Raw genomic sequence first — 19,583 nt, forward strand, 5'->3', positions numbered from 1 at the left:
GCCGTTGCGTTATGACTTTCAATCTCCGCTCTTCCTTCGTGCTCTTCGTGTAGCGAGCGGAGCACGCGCTTCGTGGCTAACAGCTTTATAGATCCTCAGTGGCGGTTTGGATGCACACGGCCAGTGGGACTCGAAGGTCCTCATTCGGCGTGACTGCTTCCAGACGAGACAAAGTGCGCAGCACTTTTGGGAGTGGTAGAAACAAAAAAACCACCCTAAAAAGGATGGTCTTAAAGGAATCTCAGTGGCGGTTCGGACGCGCACGGCCAGTGGGGACTCTCGGCAACGAAGTTGTCGTTCGAGTCTCAAACTGCAGATACAAAAAAAGCCAGCATGTGCTGACTTAATTCGTTAGATATCTCAGTGGCGGAGCGGACGGGACTCGAACCCGCGACCCCCGGCGTGACAGGCCGGTATTCTAACCAACTGAACTACCGCTCCGCTGAGATGGCTGCATAATATTTCGGACAGAGATTAGCGTCAAGAGTAAAAACAATAATGCGACATCGTTTGATCGTTATTTAATCGAATGTGCAATTTATCCCTATGTTTTAGCATCTTGGTTGCAGCATCAACGCTTTGAAGATCTGGATGACAGCAGTGACCAGGCAATCAAACCTAGTGCGACAACTACAGACAAGACTCCAAACAGCAGAAACCCAAATCTGACATCAAACTCCATCACTCACCTCTCCTTGTAAAACCTGAGATGGGTCATTTTTACCGTCTGAAAATTAAAGGGATCTTAATTACCTACCTGGAATCTATAGAGAAATAGATCAACCAGCCAGACCAGGGTTCAAAAGACTCAGCTTTAAAGGAACCTCAGAGACAGAGGGTTTGAAATCGATGCTCCGTCATTTGGCGGGACTGCCTCCAGACGAGACAAAAATGCGCAGCATTTTCAGGAGCGGTAGATACAAAAAAACCATCCGAAAAAGGATGGTCTTAAAGGAATCTCAGTGGCGGAGCGGATGGACTCGATGGTCCGGCATCCCGGTCCGTGGCCAAAGTGCGCAGCACTTTTGGGAGCGGTAGATACAAAAAAACCACCCTAAAAAGGATGGTCTTAAAGATATCTCAGTGGCTGAGTGGATGGACTCGATGGTCCGTCACACGGCCCGAGACAAAAATGCGCAGCATTTTCAGGAGCGACAGAAACGAAAAAAGCCAGCATATTGCTGACTTCTTCTAGGATCTCAGTGGCGGAGCGGACGGGACTCGAACCCGCGACCCCCGGCGTGACAGGCCGGTATTCTAACCAACTGAACTACCGCTCCGCTGAGATGAGCGCATATTAAATGTGGTTGGATAACAGGTCAAGCATAAATTTAACCAACCCGTTCAGACCGTTCAAATCTCAATCAATAGGCCGGAAGGGTTTGTTTTCATTCCCCTTCCCTGCTGTTGTTTGTGGCTTATTGATTGGCTTCCGTATCTGGCAGAGCCAGATCCAGGTCATCCAAATCCAACTTGTCAGCATCATCCTTCTCATCGTCTGGAATCGCAGCCTGCTCAGCAACAACGCGTTGCTGCGCCGCTTCCATTGCAGCCTTCAGGGTTTGACGCTTGCGCCAGATAACAATGGCGATACCACCTATCAATAACAGCACCACATTGGCGACGATGACCCAGGTCATCTGTTGCTTCTGTTTGGCCGCTTCTTTCAACGCGGCCTCTTTCGCCGCCTTTTCTGCCAGTAAGCGAGGATCAGGCGGTGGCGGTGGTGGCTCGGGGTTATTGAAAAACAGATCGTCCATCGACAGCAGAATCTCTCTGCCACCCTGAGTGGTACTGGCAATGGTTCCGGTAATGCGATATCCGCCGTAATCCTGCACCGACAAATCAATATCGTTACTGCCACCTATCATCTGCTCAAGCAGCATAGGTACAGGAGCCGCATCTGGCCCATGGTATTCAAGATGAATAAAGGTCTCTGATGGCAGCACCTGAGACTCGTCAACATTCACCCTCAGCTTCCAGGGCGTTACTGTTGCATCTTCGGGCCTGACCACTTCCAAGGTGACAGGTGAAGGCGACAGATAAATCGGCATATTGATCTGACGTTCAAATACCTTGTTCTCTGCGGTGACACTGAAGGTATAGCTACCCCAGTCCTGTTTCAGATTGAGTTCAGCGGTAAATATGCCGTCGTCTGGCTTTTCATCCAGATACTCACCATTGTCTGAGTAGCTGCCGATAGGAAAGGTACCTGAAACGTAGTTTTGTTCTTCTGGCTTGCGCAGACTGGTGAAACGGGCGCGCCACTCAATCATATATTCCAGACCGGGCATGCGGATTAGCTGCTCATCACCCAGAAATCTGGCGGTGACCTTGACTCTCTCGCCCTGATAAAGGGGTTGAGGTAAAGGGTCCAACTCAACCGACAGATCTGAAACCCGCTCGATCATCGAGCCGGGAGACAGCTTACCCAACAATTGATAAGGGCCTGGTTCAGGCTTTTGAATGGTGATGATATCGCCGGTCATGCCGTCGACCCAGCGGATATTCTCCGGGTGGCGGCTGGCATACCATTTTGAGCCGTCCGGGGTGACCACCACCACAGAGGCTGAGCCATAAGGCCGGGCCACCAGCAAGGTGACACTGTCTACCATATGGTCGATACGGAACAGGTTCTGCAGTTCCTGCGCGTTGAAAGGGGTATACCTGTCATCAGTTACAGCAGGTTGGGCGGCTGTATTATCAGCCGCGGCGGGTATCGCGCTCCCTGTCAACGCCAACCAGCCGGCCAGCGTAAGACATTGCAATAGCTTCATTCGGGTTAATTATCCTCTCCAGAGGCACTTCCCTGATTTGGCAACCAGATCAAGGCGCTGCTCATGCTTACCTATTTCATCGGCCGTTGCGGTCACAACTTTAAGAGGATTTCGTCCCTGTGGCAGACGAATAATGCCCCCTGCCCCTGCACCGCCATCTTCACCGCCGAGACTTAAGTTAAATTTAGTCTGGCCGCCGGTCATCGTCAGGTAAACATCGGCAAGAATTTCAGCATCGAGCAATGCGCCGTGGAGTTCACGACGGGAGTTATCAATGTGGTATCGCTTGGCCAGGGCATCCAGGTTGTTCTTCTGCCCCGGGTGCAGGAACTTGGCTATTTCCAGCGAGTCGAGAATGCCACAGATGTCGTCCAGCTTTGGACCCGCCGGTGACAGACGTGACAGTTCGTAATCAAGGAAGCTAACGTCGAACGTTGCGTTGTGTGCGACAATTTCGGCGCCATCCACAAACTCAATAAATTGTTGTGCGATTTCGTGGAAGCGTGGACAGTTGGCTACCTGCTCGTTGGTGATACCGTGAACCGCAATCGCCTCTTCATCAATCGCCTGATCCGGATTGATATACTCGTGGAAGTGACGCCCGGTCAGCTTACGGTTAACCACCTCAACACAACCGATCTCAATGATTCTGTGTCCCTGAAAAACTGGGCCTGCGCCCTGGTTCATACCTGTGGTTTCGGTATCGAGAATAATCTGCCTGCTGGCACTGGAAACAATATTCATAATTCGTCGTAGCCTCACAAACGGCGATACGTAAGAAAGATGCGGCATTATACCTATATCGAAGGTACTTACTATCCGATATACTCGGCCGCATAGAAAACTATCAATCGGATGATCCAATTGAAACATATCTCAATCTTTACAGATGGCTCCTGTCTGGGCAACCCTGGTCCAGGTGGTTACGGCGTAGTCATGAAGTATAAAGACCATGTCAAAGAGCTCTCTGGCGGGTTTGTCCTGACCACCAACAACCGTATGGAGTTGCTGGCGCCCATTCTGGCACTTGAAGCACTGAAAGAGCCCTGCAAAGTCACCCTGACATCAGACAGTCAGTATATGCGTCAGGGGATCACTCAATGGATCCATGGCTGGAAAGCCAAAGGCTGGGTCACCTCCAATAAAACGCCGGTAAAGAACGTGGATTTGTGGAAGCGTCTGGACGCCGCCCGCCAGATCCATGATATGGACTGGCAGTGGGTTAAAGGTCATGCCGGTCATCCGGAAAACGAGCGCTGTGACCATATTGCCAGAGAGGCAGCTGAAGCTAATCCAACCGAAGAAGATACCGGCTACCAGCCCTGAGTCATACTCCCTCGTCAGCCTGAACTGCTTTTGTGCAGGCTGGCGATGTCCGGTATATCAACCCGACAATCAACAGTACACAAACAGTCACCAAACATACCTCAGGTGGTAAAAAGCCTGCAGCCGCGCACGCAACAGCCACTAAAAGCAATCGCCAGCTGTGTTGTCTGGCCAGAATATACCTGTCCCGCACCAACCAAAGCGCCACCACATAAAGACCGACAGGCAGACTCACCACCATAGAGGCGTAAGCAGGCAAATGATGGGCACCTTCAGTCAGCCAGCGCAGCATCACTCCCAGGCCGCTGCCAATTGCTGCGCCTGCAACATAAAGTAAGAAATGCCCATATCCCCAGACGAATGCGACTTCCGACTCGTCTGAACTCAAATGTTCGTCTTCCAGAAAATACAGCCACCAAAGAACACAGGTAATTGTCATCCCTCCAATACCTAAAAGAACAAGCTTAAATATGTGTGTATCAGAGTGGATGGCCTCAAAAGCCTCTGCAGAGCTGAGCATTAATTCGCCAAGTACAATGATGTTGAGCAAGCCAAAACGCTCAATAATGTGTTCCCGGTGCCAGTTCAGTGAAAAGTTCTTATCGACCAGACGCGGGATCAGCAGCTCACCCACTATGCCCCCGGCATACACAAGGTAAAAGGGAATGCTGCCTGACGGAACGATAAACACGCCCAATGCCCACCATCCCTGCATCATCACTAATCCAGCCGCCCGTAATTTAGCGGCCTTTCTGAACTCAGGGTTATCGTGTCCGGCTCGCCACCACAACAGCGCGAATGACAACCGCATCAGGCAGTAACCCAGGAACGTCATTCCCATCTCTTGATGCTCAAAGAAGTCAGGCAAACTGGCAGTAATGATCAACAAGCCCAGCATCATCACCATCACATTGATTCGGTAAGCGGCATCATCATTGTCAAAGCCGGATGCAAACCAGGAGAATTGGTTCCAGGGCCACCAAATCAAAAAAAACGCAGCCAGAAACTGGCTCACTCCAAATAACACCTCGCCCGCCAGAATCTGCTCTTTTAATTGATCAGCAGCCATAGCGATGGCGATGACCACCACCAAGTCAAACAACAGCTCCAGTTGGGTAGAGGCACGATGTTTCTCATCACTCAATCTCGCGAGCAAAGGTTTCAAGCTCATATGTATCCCTTTAATAAGCGCTATTTGGTTAATTACTCTGAATTTGAACACACAGGCAACTCATAAGTCCAAAAAGCGTTCACTGTGTTAAATGCTTCCTCACTTTGAGCATTTGATGGTAACGAAGGCTCCCGCTGCCATTCCTTACAACACTTCTCCAGGTCGCTGCCTCCGATTTGAAAGCACTTTTAAAGATATGAATACCGAAATTTGGTATCATCTTAAGTTCATATCTATCAGTTAGTTATTTGTTAACGGGTTAAAATGAAGAAAGTAATAGGCGCGTTGATCATGGTTACCGCTTTATCGGCCTGTGAAGACGCCAACAAAGCCATAGATAAAGCGCAAAGCGCAGCCAACACAGCGGTAGATTCGATTCAGGAACAGATGGAGTCTATCGATCTGAGTAAGCTGGATCTTGAACAGTTTGGCGATGCTGCCAAGTCAGCTGAAGCGCTGGTGAAATCAGTAGAAGAGGCATTGGAGTTGGACTTCTCTAACCCCAAAGCACTGAATGAAGTTACCGAGCATATCGCTTCTGCCTATAACTGTATGGTGGATGCAACGTCGGAGTCATCAGCCGAAGCCCTGATGAACAAGATGATGGACAGGATTCAGAGCGAAGAAACCAAGTCTCTGATTGAAAGAAGTATCGAAAAAGGCAAAGCACTGGGCGAGTGCGTAATGTAACTTCCCAAAGCTGGCGATAGCTGCTCGATATAATAAGGCCCTGAACATTCAGGGCCTTTTGTTTATCAGCTACGCCAGTTATCTGCACTCAGCATCGACAACGGTTACTGTGCAGTCAGGTTTGCCGAAAGAGTCATAAACCACATAACAACCCTCATTGGTCGGCGTGCCTGACAGGGGCAATTTGTACCCTATCTTATAGTATTGATTGTCCAGAGAGTCCTTAAGACCACCGGTCAGGTCGATATTCATAAAGTCGCGAAATGTCATCGCGGTATCACCGTCGACGACTTCACCCTGGGCTTCCGGACACAGATTTCGCCAATCTACCTCGACCTTGCCGAAGCCAAAATCGACCACATACTCTTGCAATGCAGGTCCCATACCCGGCTCCTCTGCAACAGGCACCAGGCCCTGCACTCTTGCCTTGGCTTTCACCATATCGGTAGTGGACTCGATTTGCCCGGCAATACCGTACAGTACATTGACTTTGGCATCTGACTGCAAATTGATAAATTTTGGCGCGGCAGCTGTGGCAACAATACCCAGAATAATAATGACGATAACCAGTTCAATAAGCGTGAAGCCCTGATGCGAGCTTTTGGGTGAAAACGACCGCTGAGTTACAAACATCCTGTTTCCAGTCCTTGTGTGATCAGGTATTTAAAATCTGCCGCTACGTTAGCACAGTCACACTCACAGGATAAGCAGATTTAACCCAAATAATCAGTCACTTGATTAAGATCAGCATTACACTCATTAACACTGTTCCCAACCCGGCACTCAGCGCTCACAAAGCGGTATACTACCCCACGGCCCCCGAGGGTACAGACTCAGTTACAGTTGAATTTTGCTAATGGCAGGAAGGTTTGGGTAAGTTTGTAGAAACCAAGATTCGAACAGGACATGCTCAATGAAGAAATGCAGCAATAAGATTATCGCCACCAGCATACTCTGGGCATCAGCAATACTCGCATCGGCGCTGCTGGACGCACCTCAGTTTTTAACCTTGATGCTGCTACCCACGCTGGCCATTATGTCTGTGCTTATCCTGTCTAAAAAATCTGCTGAGTGACTGCCAGCCTCATACCGGTAAGTGACTATGCTCTGAAGTTACTCAGCCTGTGAGGGTAAGCTGCTGGCTGCCAGTGCTTCTCGGCGGGTATCGAACTCTTTAATTTTGTTCTTGGCCCGCTTCCAGTCTTTATCGTTGGTCGGATAATCCTGGGCCGAGTTGCCCACCGAATCATACTCCTCGTTTAGCTCCGACAACGTTTCGGAAAGGCCATCAATATCAATAAGGCCATCATGAAAGGCAGCAATGGCTATTTCGGAATTCTTGTTGATGGCGAGGTAGTTGTTGGCAATCTCCCTGTGCTTGGACTTACCCACCTTGGGGTTGAATATGGTCTGCAGTGTCGATAACAGTGCCGCCACCAGCGACAACACCCCGGCGACCCACTTCACCAGATCGGGAATCGTTTCCTTGAGATCTGCCATCAGTACCGAGCCCAGGCCAACTGAAATAACAGCAGTTGGAATACCCAGCCACAAATGCAAATTGGACATACGCTCAGCCGCGCCAAAATGGGCATAGGCAGACAGCTGACTGTTCCGTTTTATGCGCTCAAGTACTTTAATGGTTTCCACGTTTAAGTTCCCTCTATCCCAAAATCCAGGTGCCCAACGCCATACTACCCCATAACAGGTACATAACAACCGCTTGCAGCACACTGGTCAACAACGAAATAAAAAGTGCCTGAACATAGCCGACTTCAAGAAACAGGGAATAGAAAACAGGTGTAACAATAAAGCCTATGAGGTACTGCAGAAATACATGGTCAGTAATATCCGCAGCAATGAACAAAGATACAAAAGAGCCAAGAATACAAAGGGTGCACCTGAAAAGCGTACTGTTCTCTGCTCCAAGCAGATCAGCAGCCACCTTCACCGGTAACACAATCACAGCAAACACCGTTACCAAAGCCAGTATCAGCTTCATTTTCTCTCCCTGAAATCCGCTGGGTGCCAGATGTCAGAACTTCCGTAATCACGGCAGCAATGTCCATAGCCCTAAAGTGGAGAGAAATGGGAGTAGAACTAGGATGAGGCCTGGCTTACAGCCAGACTAAAATGAGCTAAAACAGGTGTATTGGCTACACGTTAGCCTTTATTCACTTGATAGCTCGCCATCAGGTCGCTGCAATATTGGGTGCGTTCAGCGTGAGGAACAGATATGAGCTTAAATGCGTCATCTAATGCAGCCTCTAAATGCCCATCGGCAAAAAAAATGAACAGGCTGTCTTCTACCACTTGCTGCAATTCACAAGTTGGGTGAGGTATAGCCAACTCAACCATGAGTGCCGTTGTTTCAATATCATTTTGATCAAGCGCATTTGCGACGTAACTTAAGTCACGGACTTTCAAGTCCAGCAGCACCTGGTCAAAGAAGCTCGTCAATAACCACCCGGTTAGCAGGGCACCGGCAGTAAAGGAAAGAAAGATAGTGGCAAGGTTAGCAACAGAAAACTTATTCGACATATTCAGCGTATTCCAAAAAATTTGGAATCAGGCTACTTATCACCTGACTAAAACGCCATCAATGCGGTCAAACTTCATACTCAGGTATTAAACGAAACGCCCTTCTTTAATCTCTTTCTCGCGAACACACCAGGCTTGATTAATCGCATCCAGTACCACGCGCTTACCCTGATTATCTCGCTCTGCTCTATCGGTCATCATATCCAGAGTTTCAATACTTTTACTGCGTCTGAACTTTATCAGCCACTCCATAGTGACATCATCAAGGTTGCTTAATTCAAAAGCCCCCACTTTTACTGCTGACATCTCAGCTCCTTTTTTGGTGAATATATATAAATAATAGCAAGTTCCCCATGACGTGGACATGTGCAAGAGATTAACTGATTGCTACACAGGGCAAATAACTGTATTCAAATATTGCTGCTACTTAAATTTTGTACGGAATACCCTACAGACCGGATTACAAAAACAATGATTGCAACCAGATTTGACAGGCTTCCCTGATAACGCAGTAACGGATAGTATCAGCAACTATCTGGTGTAACGACAAAATACCGTAAATCATGAATAAAATAGTTATGCTGATCGCAGGTTCAACCGGGCTGACAGGCCACGAGTTGGTCAAACTGACATTGGAAACGCCCCAAGTTGAGCGCGTGGGCACCCTCTCCCGCAGGCCCTTATCCATAGAACACAGCAAGTTAACTCAGTACATCAGTAACGATCTGACCGCTGATGGTTTTTCTGCAGATCACAGCCATTCTCTCGTCGGTGTAATTTGCCTGGGGACGACCATCAAGCAAGCCGGCTCAAAAGAGAAGCTCAAAGCCATTGATGTCGACCTGGTCGTGGCTACTGCCGCCAATATGAGGCAAATGGGCGTAGAGCATATAATCATCGTGTCCTGCCTTGGGGCAAATCCCCGCTCTTTTTCCCACTACCTTAGGTGTAAAGGTGAGATGGAGCAGGCAGTTACTGCCCTTAAATTTAAGAGAACCACCTTTTTACAGCCCGGCCCGTTGGCCGGAGATCGCCAGCAAACGAGATCAGATGAAAAGCTGCTGCAAGCTGTCGCAAAAGTACTTAAACCGTTCGCGGTTGGTCGTTTAGCCAACTACCTGCCAATACAGGCTGATACTGTCGCCGCAGCGATTATCCAATTGAGCCTTAACCCAACTGAAACTGAAGTGAGCAGAGTGACATCATCGCGGATGCAAACACTGGTCACAGAGTCTGCAAACAGATGAAATACGAACAGATTGAAAGCACTGAAGTGCCACTCGAATTGCTCCTCGAGGCAGATCCTTCTGAGGAGAGTATTTCATCCTATCTGGCTGACGCCTGGTGTTATACCGCTAAAGATGAAAAAGGACTGCAGGCCGTATGCGTCGTTAAGCCCCACAGCTCTGCCCTTGCTGAGATCTGTAATATCGCCGTAAACCCTGACCTTCAGGGTCAAGGCATAGGCTCCCACTTACTCAAATTTGCGCTGGCAGACCTGTCCAGCAAAGGGATCAACAGAGTTGAACTTGGCACAGGGACATTCGGCTATCAGCTCACCTTTTACCAGCGTATTGGCTTTCGGGTTGAAGCCGTTGATAAAGATTATTTCTTAAACTATCCCGAACCCATCTTTGAAAATGGAATTCAGCACAAAGATAGATTGAGACTTTATCTGGATTTGTCATAACCGGAGCTGAATTAAGCCGTACCCTGACTCTGGCTTTTGACTCAGAAGCTGGCAGTGATGTCAGACGTCGGACAACCTATCAAATGGATAAGTTCTGCCCTCCAATACATATCAATTTACAATTGAGCTGCTGCTTTTACTGTGATTCTCTCATCCACAAAATGTCGTACAAACATCTTGCGCAACAGCATTAGCGCTCCACCAACCCTATGATTAGTCGTGAGTTTAAGTTCAGTTTCGATGTTATTCAGTTTTTATCAAACCCGCTTTGATTGGTGGGAAGTGTTGGGCAGCAAATGGGAAGCGCTGAATTTGATTGGTCGAGGGTGTTTTTCAATCCCCGGCTTGGTTAGCTTACTTGGGGTAACTCATGATTAGTGCTGAATAGGCAGTTTTCGTCAGCCTGGTAGTCAACCTCCATGTGACCTTAAGCCAAGGATGAAATATGAATCGCATATCCCTGTCTACTCCCCTGTTACTCTCAACCCTTGCCCTGAGTATCAGCAGCTATGCCGATGATAAACTCCCACCCATTGAAGACCGCTATTTTGGCGAAACCCCGCCGGGTCTTACCCCCAAGCAGTTTGCTCCCAGGATGCTGTCTCCCGATGGCCTGTTTGAAGGCGGCACTTTCTCACCAGACATGAGGGAGTTTTACTTCTCCCGAAAGAACGGTAAGTACAAACAGCGCACCTTTTTTGTGATTCGCTATGAAAACGGACAGTGGGGCAAAGAGTCAGAGACAGACATAAAATGGCCTAAATACTCCAAAGACGGCAACATGATGTATGGCGGCCGGGAATACAGGGTGAAAACCGCATCCGGTTGGTCAGAACCAAAACCCCAGGGCGAATTTTTAAAAGATCAGGCCCATGGCATCACCCTTGCCGATAATGGAACTTACTACATAGTGTTCTTCCCCAAAGAGGATAATGGCAAAGGCTTTATCGGTTATTCACCCTTGATCGACGGCAAGCAGCAAACCCCAATTAAACTGGGCAGCCATATTAATACCGGTGAATATATAGCCCATCCCCATGTTGCCCCCGACGAGTCTTACTTAATGTGGGATGTCGAGCGACAGGATGGTTACGGCCAGCCTGATATCTATATCAGTTTCAGGGAAAAAGATGGTTCCTGGGGTCCCGCGCTCAATATGGGCAACAAGATAAACACCCCAATTTATGAGCAAAGTCCGCAGCTCACCCCGGACGGCAAGTATCTGTTCTTTAAACGGGGAGAATGGACAAAAAATGAAGACGGCAGTCGCAAGTGGGTCGGCAAAAGCTACTGGGTGGATGCTCAGGTTATTGATAACCTAAAGCCGAAAAAGTAACACGTAGGCTCAGTCTACAAGCTGCTTTTTCTTCCCGCGACACAGGGTCACACCTAAACAGCTAACGTCTAAACGGAAAGTGACAGAGGTAAAGTAACACCCCTGTCACTTGAAACCGGCTATTGGATTGACGACAACAAATCTGGATTTTTTACCAGATTCCTGACCCCATGGGCGTGGTCTTCATCAAATTGGTTGTTATCAAGCCATTGTTGAACAGTTGATACGTCCACCTTTTCGACTTTGGGTCTGACGCTCCAGGTAACCTGAAACGGAGAGCCTTTCTCATTGTATTTCGGGCCCGTGGTAGAACCAGCGTATTGAATGGGCTTACCTGTATCCGTTGGGATGTTCTGGGCCTGATAGAAACCACCCTGCTTACTGACCTCAGTCAGCTTCACAAAATCTGCCGCGCTGTGGTCGTTTACCAATACGAACACCTGTGCCTCAACTCTGAGTTGGGGGTTATTAACAGCCTCATTGAGACACGAACCAAGGGTGGGTCCCGGAGCGACTTTGGCGGTTGAATAAACATAATGCACTTCTATCGTATCACCTGGCCCCACACAGCCATGCTCTGTAGTGCATTTCATCTCTTTTACTGGTTTAAGTTCAGCCTTACTCAGTTTGCCTGAATACTTATAGCCACTGTTATATCCGTGACCATCGCCGTTGCCAGCGTATTGGTTAAACTCACCGCCCTGATGCTCAGCATTCTTGTGAAAGTGGATGTTACAAAGGTTCATTTGGGTTCGATCCGGCGACGCATTGAACTGCAGATGGTTATTGCCAGCGGTTGCGTCGATATTTCTCGGTGATTGAGGCCCATACCCCTTACCGTCAGTATTGTTGGCCAGTGTCATCCGTTGCTTGGATATCACCAAATCCGCAACGGCGTCTTGATTATCGTGAGTGCTGAGTACTCCTGCCACAGAACCAGTTGATACAGCACCGCATAAGATCATAAAAACCAATGGATTTTTCATTGTATGACTCTCTTCTGTAATTATTGTTGATTGCTTTGTAATGTCAGCTCTCAATAACAACAGGAGTCGTTACCACCAAATCCAATATCGAGCGCCGTAGTGATTAGCACTGAATAATACGTGCCAAACCAAACACATAATACATACGACACCGCAACACCGAAGAAACATAATTCAATATTAAAGGTTCACCAGAACAAAACCTCCAAGTAGCAATGTAACCAGCTGAAATTAAAGCGTTACCCCACCTCCTGATTGTTAAATTAGTTTAATCCCGACTCCTATAAATCTGGATGGCGGTGAGATCATTCCTGCAAGCCCATGGCGCAAAGACCTGAGAGATACCACTGCCAATCGAGGTGGCAGAAGCAGATGAGACTTGGGGAGGCATTAGGTGGGTGCTGAGGTTACTGAGCACTTAAAGGGGGAGTAGCAAGTCAAAAGTAAGTCCTGGGAACAGATTTGCGCCCCTAGTAACCTATGTTTACCATTGTTAACATCAATCACTTAGTTTATTGGCCTTACCGCAAGGGACACTCAATATGCCTACATCACATTTATTATTGTCAAAATTTATGAAAGTTGGTCTAGTTGGACTAATCATATTGTCAGTTAATATACCTTTTGAAGCTAACTCTTTGGAGTTCCATTGGAAATCACAGTTTACTCCGTTAGCGTGTTTTATTATTGGTAACGGTTCAGTAGTTGAGTACGGACCTACTGATGACGTCCCCGTAAGCTTTATCGGCGTTCACATTACATTTGCAAAAAAACATCATTTCTCAGAAGCTAATGAGTTCTTTGGCTATTTAGAGGAATCTAAAGATGAGTTGGTGATGTACGCTCAGGTTATAACCTCTATAGATGAAATAGAACGCGGTATCTTTATCAATAGAATTGAAATTTTAGATAATGGTTATAGGACCCCATTAAACTCACATTCTTATATGGATAGTGATTTAATGATGTTTTATGTAGGCGAGGAAGTTTCGGCAAAACAAATAGAAAAACTTAGAAGTGGCAATGAACTTATATTATCCATTAACTATAACAATAATGATAACAACGTGCTATCTATACCAACAAGTTGGTTTAGCTTGAACGCAGAAATGTTTAATACCTGTGTAACGGAAGCGACAAAATATCAGTGATAAGCTCCAGCGACGTCCGCAGTCAGCACAACATCTGATTGCGCCATGACCCAACCTCTTCCCCTTAACCCATTCAAATCGCTGATAACTAGACCAAGCTCCCAAGGTTGGGTACCTTTGAAGGTCGGAATATATAAATATTAGGGCGCTTTACCACAATGGAAATTGGGTTCTTAATTTTTCTAGCACTAGCAGTGCTCATTGGGATCTGGATGGCTTTTCTGGGCGTACTTGCCGCTAAGCATGATCGGACATTGGAACCATTTCAGAAGAAAGCACAGATGGCCATTTCTGTGTTAATTCCATATTTTGGACCAGCACTGATACTGCACTTGGTAAATCAACACTCTCCTGAGGCAATTCCTCAGCAACTGATACCATGGCCACTTAGGTCATTAGTATTTGGTATCCCGAAAAAGCCAAATAGGAACCGCGATGACAATGAAGAAACTGCAGTTGGAGGCTCATATCACAATCATCACGGATCAGGAGGAGATGGGGCTGGGAGTAGTGGTGGAGACTGAATCACCAAACGCTCTAACAAGTTACACAATGAACGCCGGCGACCGGACCGCTAACAGCGCTCTTTGCAACAACGCTGCCCATTTACTAGGCGTTAACTACCAATGAATATACTGCCTAAAATTGGAGTCGGTTGTATCCGGTTAGGGATGACAATGGATGAAATCAGAGAATTATGTGGACAACCTGAGTTTATAGAGCATTTTGCAGCTATAGAATCTCGGCCTGAAGATAGGTCTGTTCTTTGGCGTTATTCAAATGGTATCGACTTGGATTTCGGAAGTGATTACAATTTCCGGCTTGGCTCGATTACTTTGACTTCTCCATTGGTAAAATTAGAAGATAAAACTGTTATTGGTAGGCCGATAAATGATGTTTTACTGGACTTTCCAACCATCGAATTGGATGACGATTTTGCAGAAAACGGACACAACTATATATTGCCTGGCGAGGAGTTATCTATTTGGGTAAACAAAAGTGTTGTTGAAAATATCACAGTCTTCCCAAATTATGACAAAAGTGGAAATATCCCAATGTGGCCAGAAAAAGGCAGTTAACAAGGACTATCAAATCGGACGCCAACTCCATAGCGCTCATTGTAGCCTGTGTGGGGCCTCGTTATCCAAAGTCCTGCCCAAACCCACACTTTCCCCGCACAGCTCCCCCAAACTAGACCGAAGTCCCAAGGTTGGGTACCTTGTAAGCTCGCAATATACAAACAGTAGGTGCTTTGTGAGACTAGAGAGATCAATTAATGAACGACAGCTCCAACAATAAGAGCGCTCTTCGCAAGCGAGCAAATGAGATTAAGGACTTTACCTGCAAGAACCTTATTGTAGTTTTGGAAAACCCTAAGACACTTAAAAACATCGGTTCTGTTGTCAGAAATGTAAACGCCTTGGGTGCAGAAAAAGTCTACATTATAGACGAAAGCGGTGCTTTGCCCGAAGATTGGCAAGATATGCGCCACTGGAATCCGCTCGTTAAACCATCTGCTTCTGCAGTTAAGTGGAGTTTCGTTAAAAGGTTTAGCTCAACTCAATCCTGCATTGAGCACCTAGAAAGCAACAAATTTGAATCAATCGCTACTTCGCCCCACGTGAAGGGAAAAGTAAACGTCGAACTCAGTAAGGGTGACTATACCCAAAAGCGTCTGGCTGTGTGGTTTGGTAATGAGTCAAAAGGATTAAGTGAGCTGGTCATTGAGTCAAGCAGCCTCTGCGTTAGTATCCCAATGTTTGGCATCATTGAAAGCCTTAACCTTGGAACTTCTAGCGGCATTGTGCTTTATGAAATTACAAAGCAGAGAAGAGAGTTCCAAGACCGCAAGTATGGTCGAATTTAGCATCTCACCATACAAGAGAATGAATGCGGACATATACTCGTGGCGCAATTTTTCATAGAAACGCTGTGATTTAAGTGTTTCAATCAGAGCTAGTAAATGTTCATTATTCTAACGTTACAAGCTGAGGATTTATCGTGTCATCTGATGATTGGTACAGGAACAAAAATTGGAACGCCTCTATCGAAGAGCATTTCTATTCGAAGTTGAAGCGAGCAAGAACTCAGCGAGATCAGTATTTGGTAATCCAGGCTCTCACTTTGGCTGATAGCCATCCAGAAGTATCGCTTCGCTTGGTCAATGAATACTTCGAGTCCAGAAAAGACCAATTTGAAGACGTTCGTGCGTTATTGGCAAAAGCGGAAGCGCTTCGAACGCTAAACGATATAGATGGGTGTATTTCTGCTTTCAAAGAAGTACTTGGGAAGGAAAAAAAATTCCCAAACTACCAAACTGGGGTGCACCTAGATTATCCATATTTAGTGGCAACAAAAAAAATCGAAAACGAATACGCCAATGCTCTTGATGTACTTAATGAGCATGTTGACAGGCTCACGTTTCCTCTTGACCATTACAAGTGGCATGCCTCTAAAGCATTGATCAATAACGATGGCACTGAGGCACAAAAGGCGCTTGAGGCTGCCAAAGTAAAGAAATCTGGATTTCGATTTCATCAAGATGTTGGTTTAGTCGGTAAGGAACATGAAAAAATAATTAAAGCCCTGTGCAAGATCAGCACGTAACAGGACCTGTCAGATGGCCAGCCAAACTGCCACGCGCTTCGACTGCCCCTGCTGGCGGCGTTATCCAAACTAACTCCTGTCCAAAACTCACACACCCCGCTACCGCCAACACCCCAGCCGTACAGCAGCGCCCATCGCGACACCCGATATAAACTCACCACTCTCCCCCCACACCTTGCAACCATACCAGCCTGGACAGCATTGCCCACCCTGAGCAATACTTGTTCATAAATTGAGCGCACATATCGTCGCGTCGGTACCAGGCGCTCAAAGGGCATGCGCACTATAGTGCCAGGAGTAATTCGTGTATTCGATCAATGAAATAGTAGTTTTAAGCGGAAGCTGGATCTATGGCGGTGAAGTTGCTGAAGAAGTTCATATAATCAAGAGTAACTTTAGGCCAGGAAGTGGAGACTATGAAGACCCTCTAGAAATTGCAAATGATGCATTTGGTGTGTTCTTTAGATTACATTTTGGAAAGTATCCGAACGAATACCGAGCACAAGGCGGGGTTTATGAGACTATAGACGAAGCGATGGAGTACGCTAAATCTGTTTGCCCGTCTTTACAGTGGGGTGTAGCAAACGAGCAAAACACCCAGTTTATAGGCTCAATAAGTTAGGCGCTTGTCTATCAAATACTGTTGCACATAATAACCGAACAATCACTCCACTATCCCCAATACCGCCCCTGCCACCGCACTAGACCAAGCTCCCGAGGTTGAGTACCTTGTGGGCTAGCGCTATGTATAAGTTATGAGTACTGAGGACGTTTCGTGACCTTAAAGGAAAAGTATCAACCTCCAAAGAAGCTCCAAGAGTGGATTAATGACATTCCCGATGGAGAGTTCTACGAAGTCTATATCTCATCAGCCAAGAAAGTGTGGTGCACTTCCGGGAGGTTCGCGCACTCGTCCTCATCCACAAGCGTCTCGTGGGATGAGTTTCTATCTGGTGAGCTAGATGAGTTAGTTTCTAGAACAATGGGGCAAGGGGTTCTGAATGAAATCACTAATTACATCAAGCAGCAAAACACATAGTAAGCAAGTCAGCATCGCCCTGTGGAATGAACGCACTAACGCTCGCCGCAGAGCCGGGGGTTATCTCCCAGCTAAAACCAACCTCGACTCTCCCCACTCCACGCAAACTAGACCGAACTTGCAAGGTTGGGTACATTTGAAGGTCTCAATATATAATTGTTATGTGCTTATGAGAAAAATTTTAGTATTCATAGCCTTATTGCTAGCTGCGTCGGTTTACGCTGGTGGCGACAATTTTCCGGTTCATATCACTTACTATGAAGGTGATGGGCATAAATTTGAGTTTACAGCATCTGTTTCAGAAGAACGAAAATGGATGGATATGGAATGCGAGAAGATTTTTGTCTCCGGAGAATATGACAAGGTAAAGTGGGCTAAGTATAAAAGGCCTATGAGTAAAGAAAACCACATGCTAGCTCTTAGCTACCTTGAGAAAGCATCAATCAGTAAGGAAAAAGTCTATTTGGGCTATCTGGGTTCAGGACTTCAACAGGTTGCTAAGTGTACATTTATAAGCAAAGGTTTAATATTTGAAAACTATGGAAAACCACATATCATGTCTGTGCATGGCAGCATCTAACAAGGCGCAGCAACACACTGTCAATTCCCAACACTCCAACTCAGCCCTAGCCACAGACCATACAAGCACCACACACCACCCTCACTAGACCAAACTCCCAAGGTTGGGTACCTTGGAAGCTAGCAATGTATAAATGTTAGAAGCACAGGAAGCAGGTAGTATCATCATGGATCGTAAATGGATTCCAATGCTCATAATTCTTATGTGGTTTAGCCAAGCAGCATCGACAAGTTTAAAGAACATGGAATACGATGGAATTGTGTCTTCTATGGTTGACAGTCCAATTGTAGGTAGCTGTCATTTGGTCGTGCAAACTACTAGGCAATGGCCATTTTCATGGACAATACGTAAAGCGGTAATCAGCTTAACAAAAAATGATATTTCATTAAGTTCCACTACCAGCAAATATCAAAAGCCTGATCGATTCTTTCTAAAGTCGCATGATACCAAATTCCATTTTACATGGAGCGAATCTCAAAATGAAAAGCTGGTGGCTTCGTATTTAGATGTAGAAATTAATCCTTCGGGTACTATCGAGTCAGTTAATATGGGTTATTGCCCTGACTATACAGAAACAACTGAACTTATAGGTTACCTCGAACAATGTAACGTTCCTATAGAGGTGATCAAGTGCACTTAACAAGGCGCAGCAACGGACTGTCAATCCCCTACTCTCAGGCCTTACCCCTCGCCACACCCGATACAAACATACACTCTCCCCCGTCCCCGCACTAGACCAAGTTTGCAAAGTTAGGTTACCTTGTGAGGTAGCACTATATCAATGTTATATCCAAGGAGGTAAATTTGAAGAATTGTGCAATATTATCGGCATTACTAATTTCAACGTTCGGTTGTACCACGATTGATACCGTTACCGACGATAAAATTGAAAATAAAGTTTATTCCGGTACAGCTAAGCACATTGATTTGGGCTGCGGTCATGGTGTATGTATTGATGCCCCGTTTTCTTTTGTACTAGATACCATCTTATTGCCAGCAACGATACCTGTTACTCTTTATAAAGTGTCTAAAAGTGATGAAGAAGTACAACGGGAAAACTATGTCGAGCGGCAAGAATGAACAACCTGTACCTAACTAGTCAGTCATGTCGCTCACAAGTTCACTGGAACCACTACTCTGCAGCTGGCGCTTCGCGCTGTATAGCCGTCATATCGGCCCCATATTGAAGCGGTAGGCATCTATGGAATTTAAGAATTGGAATATTGATGAAAAACCATCGTTAGAGGAGTGTCCTAGACATTATTGTTTTTGCTGGACACCTCCTGGTGGTGAAGCGGACCTGTCGAGAAAGATATATGATTCATTTGCTGATGCTGTTTCAAGTCCCAATCGTGTTACATTTCTACATGGTGGATGTGCTGCGCCTTTTGGCCCATGTAAACGTGAAACAAAGTCCAATCTAAATCACGATTGCTATGAATCACATAATAGGGTTTTAAAGAAACATGAGCTACCAGAATTGTTCTTTTGTAACCCAGAAAATCTAGACGAAGAAGATAAAGAAAAATACAAAAAAATGGCAAAAACAATCTGGAGCAGTAATGCTTAACAAAGCAAACCAGACTGGACAACATCTTCCATCCCGAGCAATACTTGGTGAAAAATCAAGCGCGGATGTCATCAGTATCAGGTGAACAATGAGCATGCATACTATACAAATATTAAGAG

Annotated in this window: 24 protein-coding genes and 2 tRNA genes; 15 read left to right on the forward strand and 11 right to left on the reverse strand. The window is 46.4% G+C overall.

Translation table 11 applies throughout. The annotated features are described in order from the left end of the window. Positions 1 to 364 precede the first annotated feature (364 nt). The 4 genes from ACFOE0_RS16770 to dnaQ form a co-directional block, all read right to left on the reverse strand. Positions 365 to 441: transfer RNA gene (locus ACFOE0_RS16770), tRNA-Asp, on the reverse strand. Positions 442 to 1,203: 762 nt separating this feature from the next. Beyond that, positions 1,204 to 1,280: transfer RNA gene (locus tag ACFOE0_RS16775), tRNA-Asp, on the reverse strand. Positions 1,281 to 1,418: 138 nt separating this feature from the next. Beyond that, positions 1,419 to 2,777 (reverse strand): TIGR03503 family protein, encoded by a 1,359-nt coding sequence (locus ACFOE0_RS16780; RefSeq protein ID WP_248936316.1) that lies wholly within the window; start codon positions 2,775 to 2,777, stop codon positions 1,419 to 1,421. Between the two features lie 9 nt (positions 2,778 to 2,786). Beyond that, complete coding sequence (gene dnaQ / locus ACFOE0_RS16785) at positions 2,787 to 3,521, reverse strand: DNA polymerase III subunit epsilon (RefSeq protein ID WP_115136941.1); 735 nt, start codon at positions 3,519 to 3,521, stop codon at positions 2,787 to 2,789. Positions 3,522 to 3,632: 111 nt separating this feature from the next. Between dnaQ and rnhA the strand changes: the two genes are divergently transcribed. Beyond that, positions 3,633 to 4,103, forward strand: a complete 471-nt coding sequence (gene rnhA / locus ACFOE0_RS16790) for a ribonuclease HI (protein WP_248936317.1) — start codon at positions 3,633 to 3,635, stop codon at positions 4,101 to 4,103. A gap of 1 nt (position 4,104) precedes the next feature. On the opposite strand, the gene ACFOE0_RS16795 is transcribed toward rnhA, so the two are convergent. After that, complete coding sequence (locus tag ACFOE0_RS16795) at positions 4,105 to 5,274, reverse strand: low temperature requirement protein A (protein WP_248936318.1); 1,170 nt, start codon at positions 5,272 to 5,274, stop codon at positions 4,105 to 4,107. A 264-nt stretch (positions 5,275 to 5,538) separates the two neighbouring features. On the opposite strand from ACFOE0_RS16795, the gene ACFOE0_RS16800 reads away from it, so the two are divergent. After that, complete coding sequence (locus ACFOE0_RS16800; RefSeq protein WP_248936319.1) at positions 5,539 to 5,964, forward strand: hypothetical protein; 426 nt, start codon at positions 5,539 to 5,541, stop codon at positions 5,962 to 5,964. A 78-nt stretch (positions 5,965 to 6,042) separates the two neighbouring features. Here ACFOE0_RS16800 and ACFOE0_RS16805 read toward each other — a convergent pair whose 3' ends face one another. Further along, complete coding sequence (locus ACFOE0_RS16805) at positions 6,043 to 6,597, reverse strand: prepilin-type N-terminal cleavage/methylation domain-containing protein (protein WP_283106455.1); 555 nt, start codon at positions 6,595 to 6,597, stop codon at positions 6,043 to 6,045. Positions 6,598 to 6,877: 280 nt separating this feature from the next. Between ACFOE0_RS16805 and ACFOE0_RS16810 the strand changes: the two genes are divergently transcribed. After that, entirely contained in the window at positions 6,878 to 7,039 is a 162-nt protein-coding gene (locus ACFOE0_RS16810) for a hypothetical protein (RefSeq protein WP_248936320.1), read from the forward strand. Between the two features lie 38 nt (positions 7,040 to 7,077). Here the strand turns inward: ACFOE0_RS16810 and ACFOE0_RS16815 are convergent, their stop codons facing one another. The 4 genes from ACFOE0_RS16815 to ACFOE0_RS16830 all read right to left on the reverse strand — a co-directional run bounded on the left by ACFOE0_RS16815 (position 7,078) and on the right by ACFOE0_RS16830 (position 8,811). Continuing rightward, entirely contained in the window at positions 7,078 to 7,614 is a 537-nt protein-coding gene (locus tag ACFOE0_RS16815; protein WP_248936321.1) for an SLATT domain-containing protein, read from the reverse strand. A 13-nt stretch (positions 7,615 to 7,627) separates the two neighbouring features. Further along, positions 7,628 to 7,966, reverse strand: a complete 339-nt coding sequence (locus tag ACFOE0_RS16820) for a hypothetical protein (RefSeq protein ID WP_248936322.1) — start codon at positions 7,964 to 7,966, stop codon at positions 7,628 to 7,630. A gap of 161 nt (positions 7,967 to 8,127) precedes the next feature. After that, positions 8,128 to 8,505: a hypothetical protein gene (locus ACFOE0_RS16825; RefSeq protein WP_248936323.1), complete on the reverse strand. Its 378-nt coding sequence runs from the start codon at positions 8,503 to 8,505 to the stop codon at positions 8,128 to 8,130. Between the two features lie 87 nt (positions 8,506 to 8,592). Continuing rightward, a complete protein-coding gene (locus ACFOE0_RS16830) occupies positions 8,593 to 8,811 on the reverse strand; it encodes a hypothetical protein (RefSeq protein WP_162807171.1) in 219 nt (72 codons plus the stop codon). 257 nt (positions 8,812 to 9,068) lie between these two features. Between ACFOE0_RS16830 and ACFOE0_RS16835 the strand changes: the two genes are divergently transcribed. From ACFOE0_RS16835 to ACFOE0_RS16845, 3 genes are all read left to right on the forward strand, one after another. After that, the gene (locus ACFOE0_RS16835) at positions 9,069 to 9,752 is read left to right on the forward strand and encodes an NAD(P)H-binding protein (RefSeq protein WP_248936324.1); all 684 of its coding nucleotides are present in this window, start codon (positions 9,069 to 9,071) and stop codon (positions 9,750 to 9,752) included. Then, the gene (locus tag ACFOE0_RS16840) at positions 9,749 to 10,195 is read left to right on the forward strand and encodes a GNAT family N-acetyltransferase (protein WP_248936325.1); all 447 of its coding nucleotides are present in this window, start codon (positions 9,749 to 9,751) and stop codon (positions 10,193 to 10,195) included. The genes ACFOE0_RS16835 and ACFOE0_RS16840 overlap by 4 nt, the downstream gene beginning before the upstream one ends. Positions 10,196 to 10,640: 445 nt before the next feature. Continuing rightward, on the forward strand, positions 10,641 to 11,531 hold the full coding sequence (locus ACFOE0_RS16845) for a hypothetical protein (protein ID WP_248936326.1): 891 nt from the start codon (positions 10,641 to 10,643) through the stop codon (positions 11,529 to 11,531). 119 nt (positions 11,532 to 11,650) lie between these two features. On the opposite strand, the gene ACFOE0_RS16850 is transcribed toward ACFOE0_RS16845, so the two are convergent. Continuing rightward, positions 11,651 to 12,496: a delta-class carbonic anhydrase gene (locus tag ACFOE0_RS16850; RefSeq protein WP_248936380.1), complete on the reverse strand. Its 846-nt coding sequence runs from the start codon at positions 12,494 to 12,496 to the stop codon at positions 11,651 to 11,653. A 563-nt stretch (positions 12,497 to 13,059) separates the two neighbouring features. On the opposite strand from ACFOE0_RS16850, the gene ACFOE0_RS16855 reads away from it, so the two are divergent. From ACFOE0_RS16855 to ACFOE0_RS16895, 9 genes are all read left to right on the forward strand, one after another. Further along, positions 13,060 to 13,668, forward strand: a complete 609-nt coding sequence (locus tag ACFOE0_RS16855) for a hypothetical protein (RefSeq protein ID WP_248936327.1) — start codon at positions 13,060 to 13,062, stop codon at positions 13,666 to 13,668. A 677-nt stretch (positions 13,669 to 14,345) separates the two neighbouring features. Continuing rightward, positions 14,346 to 14,747, forward strand: coding sequence for a hypothetical protein (locus tag ACFOE0_RS16860; RefSeq protein WP_248936328.1), 402 nt, complete (start codon positions 14,346 to 14,348; stop codon positions 14,745 to 14,747). Between the two features lie 197 nt (positions 14,748 to 14,944). After that, entirely contained in the window at positions 14,945 to 15,535 is a 591-nt protein-coding gene (locus ACFOE0_RS16865; protein WP_248936329.1) for a TrmH family RNA methyltransferase, read from the forward strand. Positions 15,536 to 15,669: 134 nt separating this feature from the next. Further along, on the forward strand, positions 15,670 to 16,275 hold the full coding sequence (locus ACFOE0_RS16870; RefSeq protein WP_248936330.1) for a hypothetical protein: 606 nt from the start codon (positions 15,670 to 15,672) through the stop codon (positions 16,273 to 16,275). Between the two features lie 304 nt (positions 16,276 to 16,579). After that, complete coding sequence (locus ACFOE0_RS16875) at positions 16,580 to 16,897, forward strand: hypothetical protein (protein WP_248936331.1); 318 nt, start codon at positions 16,580 to 16,582, stop codon at positions 16,895 to 16,897. A 379-nt stretch (positions 16,898 to 17,276) separates the two neighbouring features. Then, complete coding sequence (locus tag ACFOE0_RS16880; RefSeq protein ID WP_248936332.1) at positions 17,277 to 17,894, forward strand: hypothetical protein; 618 nt, start codon at positions 17,277 to 17,279, stop codon at positions 17,892 to 17,894. 133 nt (positions 17,895 to 18,027) lie between these two features. Continuing rightward, a complete protein-coding gene (locus ACFOE0_RS16885; RefSeq protein WP_248936333.1) occupies positions 18,028 to 18,534 on the forward strand; it encodes a hypothetical protein in 507 nt (168 codons plus the stop codon). Between the two features lie 164 nt (positions 18,535 to 18,698). Then, complete coding sequence (locus ACFOE0_RS16890; RefSeq protein WP_248936334.1) at positions 18,699 to 18,974, forward strand: YceK/YidQ family lipoprotein; 276 nt, start codon at positions 18,699 to 18,701, stop codon at positions 18,972 to 18,974. Between the two features lie 121 nt (positions 18,975 to 19,095). Continuing rightward, positions 19,096 to 19,464, forward strand: a complete 369-nt coding sequence (locus ACFOE0_RS16895) for a hypothetical protein (RefSeq protein ID WP_248936335.1) — start codon at positions 19,096 to 19,098, stop codon at positions 19,462 to 19,464. Positions 19,465 to 19,583: the final 119 nt, after the last annotated feature.

This window comes from Shewanella submarina, from assembly GCF_042646185.1.
Taxonomy (GTDB): Bacteria; Pseudomonadota; Gammaproteobacteria; order Enterobacterales; family Shewanellaceae; genus Shewanella; species Shewanella corallii.

What these genes read in the sequence shown, in the direction of transcription:
- ACFOE0_RS16865 (WP_248936329.1), top strand. Translation starts at nt 14,945, where the DNA reads ATGAACGACAGCTCCAACAATAAGAGCGCTCTTCGCAAGCGAGCAAAT.
- ACFOE0_RS16895 (WP_248936335.1), top strand. Translation starts at nt 19,096, where the DNA reads ATGGAATTTAAGAATTGGAATATTGATGAAAAACCATCGTTAGAGGAG.
- ACFOE0_RS16830 (WP_162807171.1), bottom strand. Translation starts at nt 8,811, where the DNA reads ATGTCAGCAGTAAAAGTGGGGGCTTTTGAATTAAGCAACCTTGATGAT.
- ACFOE0_RS16855 (WP_248936327.1), top strand. Translation starts at nt 13,060, where the DNA reads ATGCCTACATCACATTTATTATTGTCAAAATTTATGAAAGTTGGTCTA.
- ACFOE0_RS16820 (WP_248936322.1), bottom strand. Translation starts at nt 7,966, where the DNA reads ATGAAGCTGATACTGGCTTTGGTAACGGTGTTTGCTGTGATTGTGTTA.
- ACFOE0_RS16805 (WP_283106455.1), bottom strand. Translation starts at nt 6,597, where the DNA reads ATGTTTGTAACTCAGCGGTCGTTTTCACCCAAAAGCTCGCATCAGGGC.
- ACFOE0_RS16795 (WP_248936318.1), bottom strand. Translation starts at nt 5,274, where the DNA reads ATGAGCTTGAAACCTTTGCTCGCGAGATTGAGTGATGAGAAACATCGT.
- ACFOE0_RS16850 (WP_248936380.1), bottom strand. Translation starts at nt 12,496, where the DNA reads ATGATCTTATGCGGTGCTGTATCAACTGGTTCTGTGGCAGGAGTACTC.
- ACFOE0_RS16835 (WP_248936324.1), top strand. Translation starts at nt 9,069, where the DNA reads ATGAATAAAATAGTTATGCTGATCGCAGGTTCAACCGGGCTGACAGGC.
- ACFOE0_RS16885 (WP_248936333.1), top strand. Translation starts at nt 18,028, where the DNA reads ATGTTAGAAGCACAGGAAGCAGGTAGTATCATCATGGATCGTAAATGG.
- ACFOE0_RS16800 (WP_248936319.1), top strand. Translation starts at nt 5,539, where the DNA reads ATGAAGAAAGTAATAGGCGCGTTGATCATGGTTACCGCTTTATCGGCC.
- ACFOE0_RS16840 (WP_248936325.1), top strand. Translation starts at nt 9,749, where the DNA reads ATGAAATACGAACAGATTGAAAGCACTGAAGTGCCACTCGAATTGCTC.
- ACFOE0_RS16780 (WP_248936316.1), bottom strand. Translation starts at nt 2,777, where the DNA reads ATGAAGCTATTGCAATGTCTTACGCTGGCCGGCTGGTTGGCGTTGACA.
- rnhA (WP_248936317.1), top strand. Translation starts at nt 3,633, where the DNA reads ATGATCCAATTGAAACATATCTCAATCTTTACAGATGGCTCCTGTCTG.
- ACFOE0_RS16860 (WP_248936328.1), top strand. Translation starts at nt 14,346, where the DNA reads ATGGATGAAATCAGAGAATTATGTGGACAACCTGAGTTTATAGAGCAT.
- ACFOE0_RS16845 (WP_248936326.1), top strand. Translation starts at nt 10,641, where the DNA reads ATGAATCGCATATCCCTGTCTACTCCCCTGTTACTCTCAACCCTTGCC.
- ACFOE0_RS16810 (WP_248936320.1), top strand. Translation starts at nt 6,878, where the DNA reads ATGAAGAAATGCAGCAATAAGATTATCGCCACCAGCATACTCTGGGCA.
- ACFOE0_RS16880 (WP_248936332.1), top strand. Translation starts at nt 17,277, where the DNA reads ATGAAATCACTAATTACATCAAGCAGCAAAACACATAGTAAGCAAGTC.
- ACFOE0_RS16825 (WP_248936323.1), bottom strand. Translation starts at nt 8,505, where the DNA reads ATGTCGAATAAGTTTTCTGTTGCTAACCTTGCCACTATCTTTCTTTCC.
- dnaQ (WP_115136941.1), bottom strand. Translation starts at nt 3,521, where the DNA reads ATGAATATTGTTTCCAGTGCCAGCAGGCAGATTATTCTCGATACCGAA.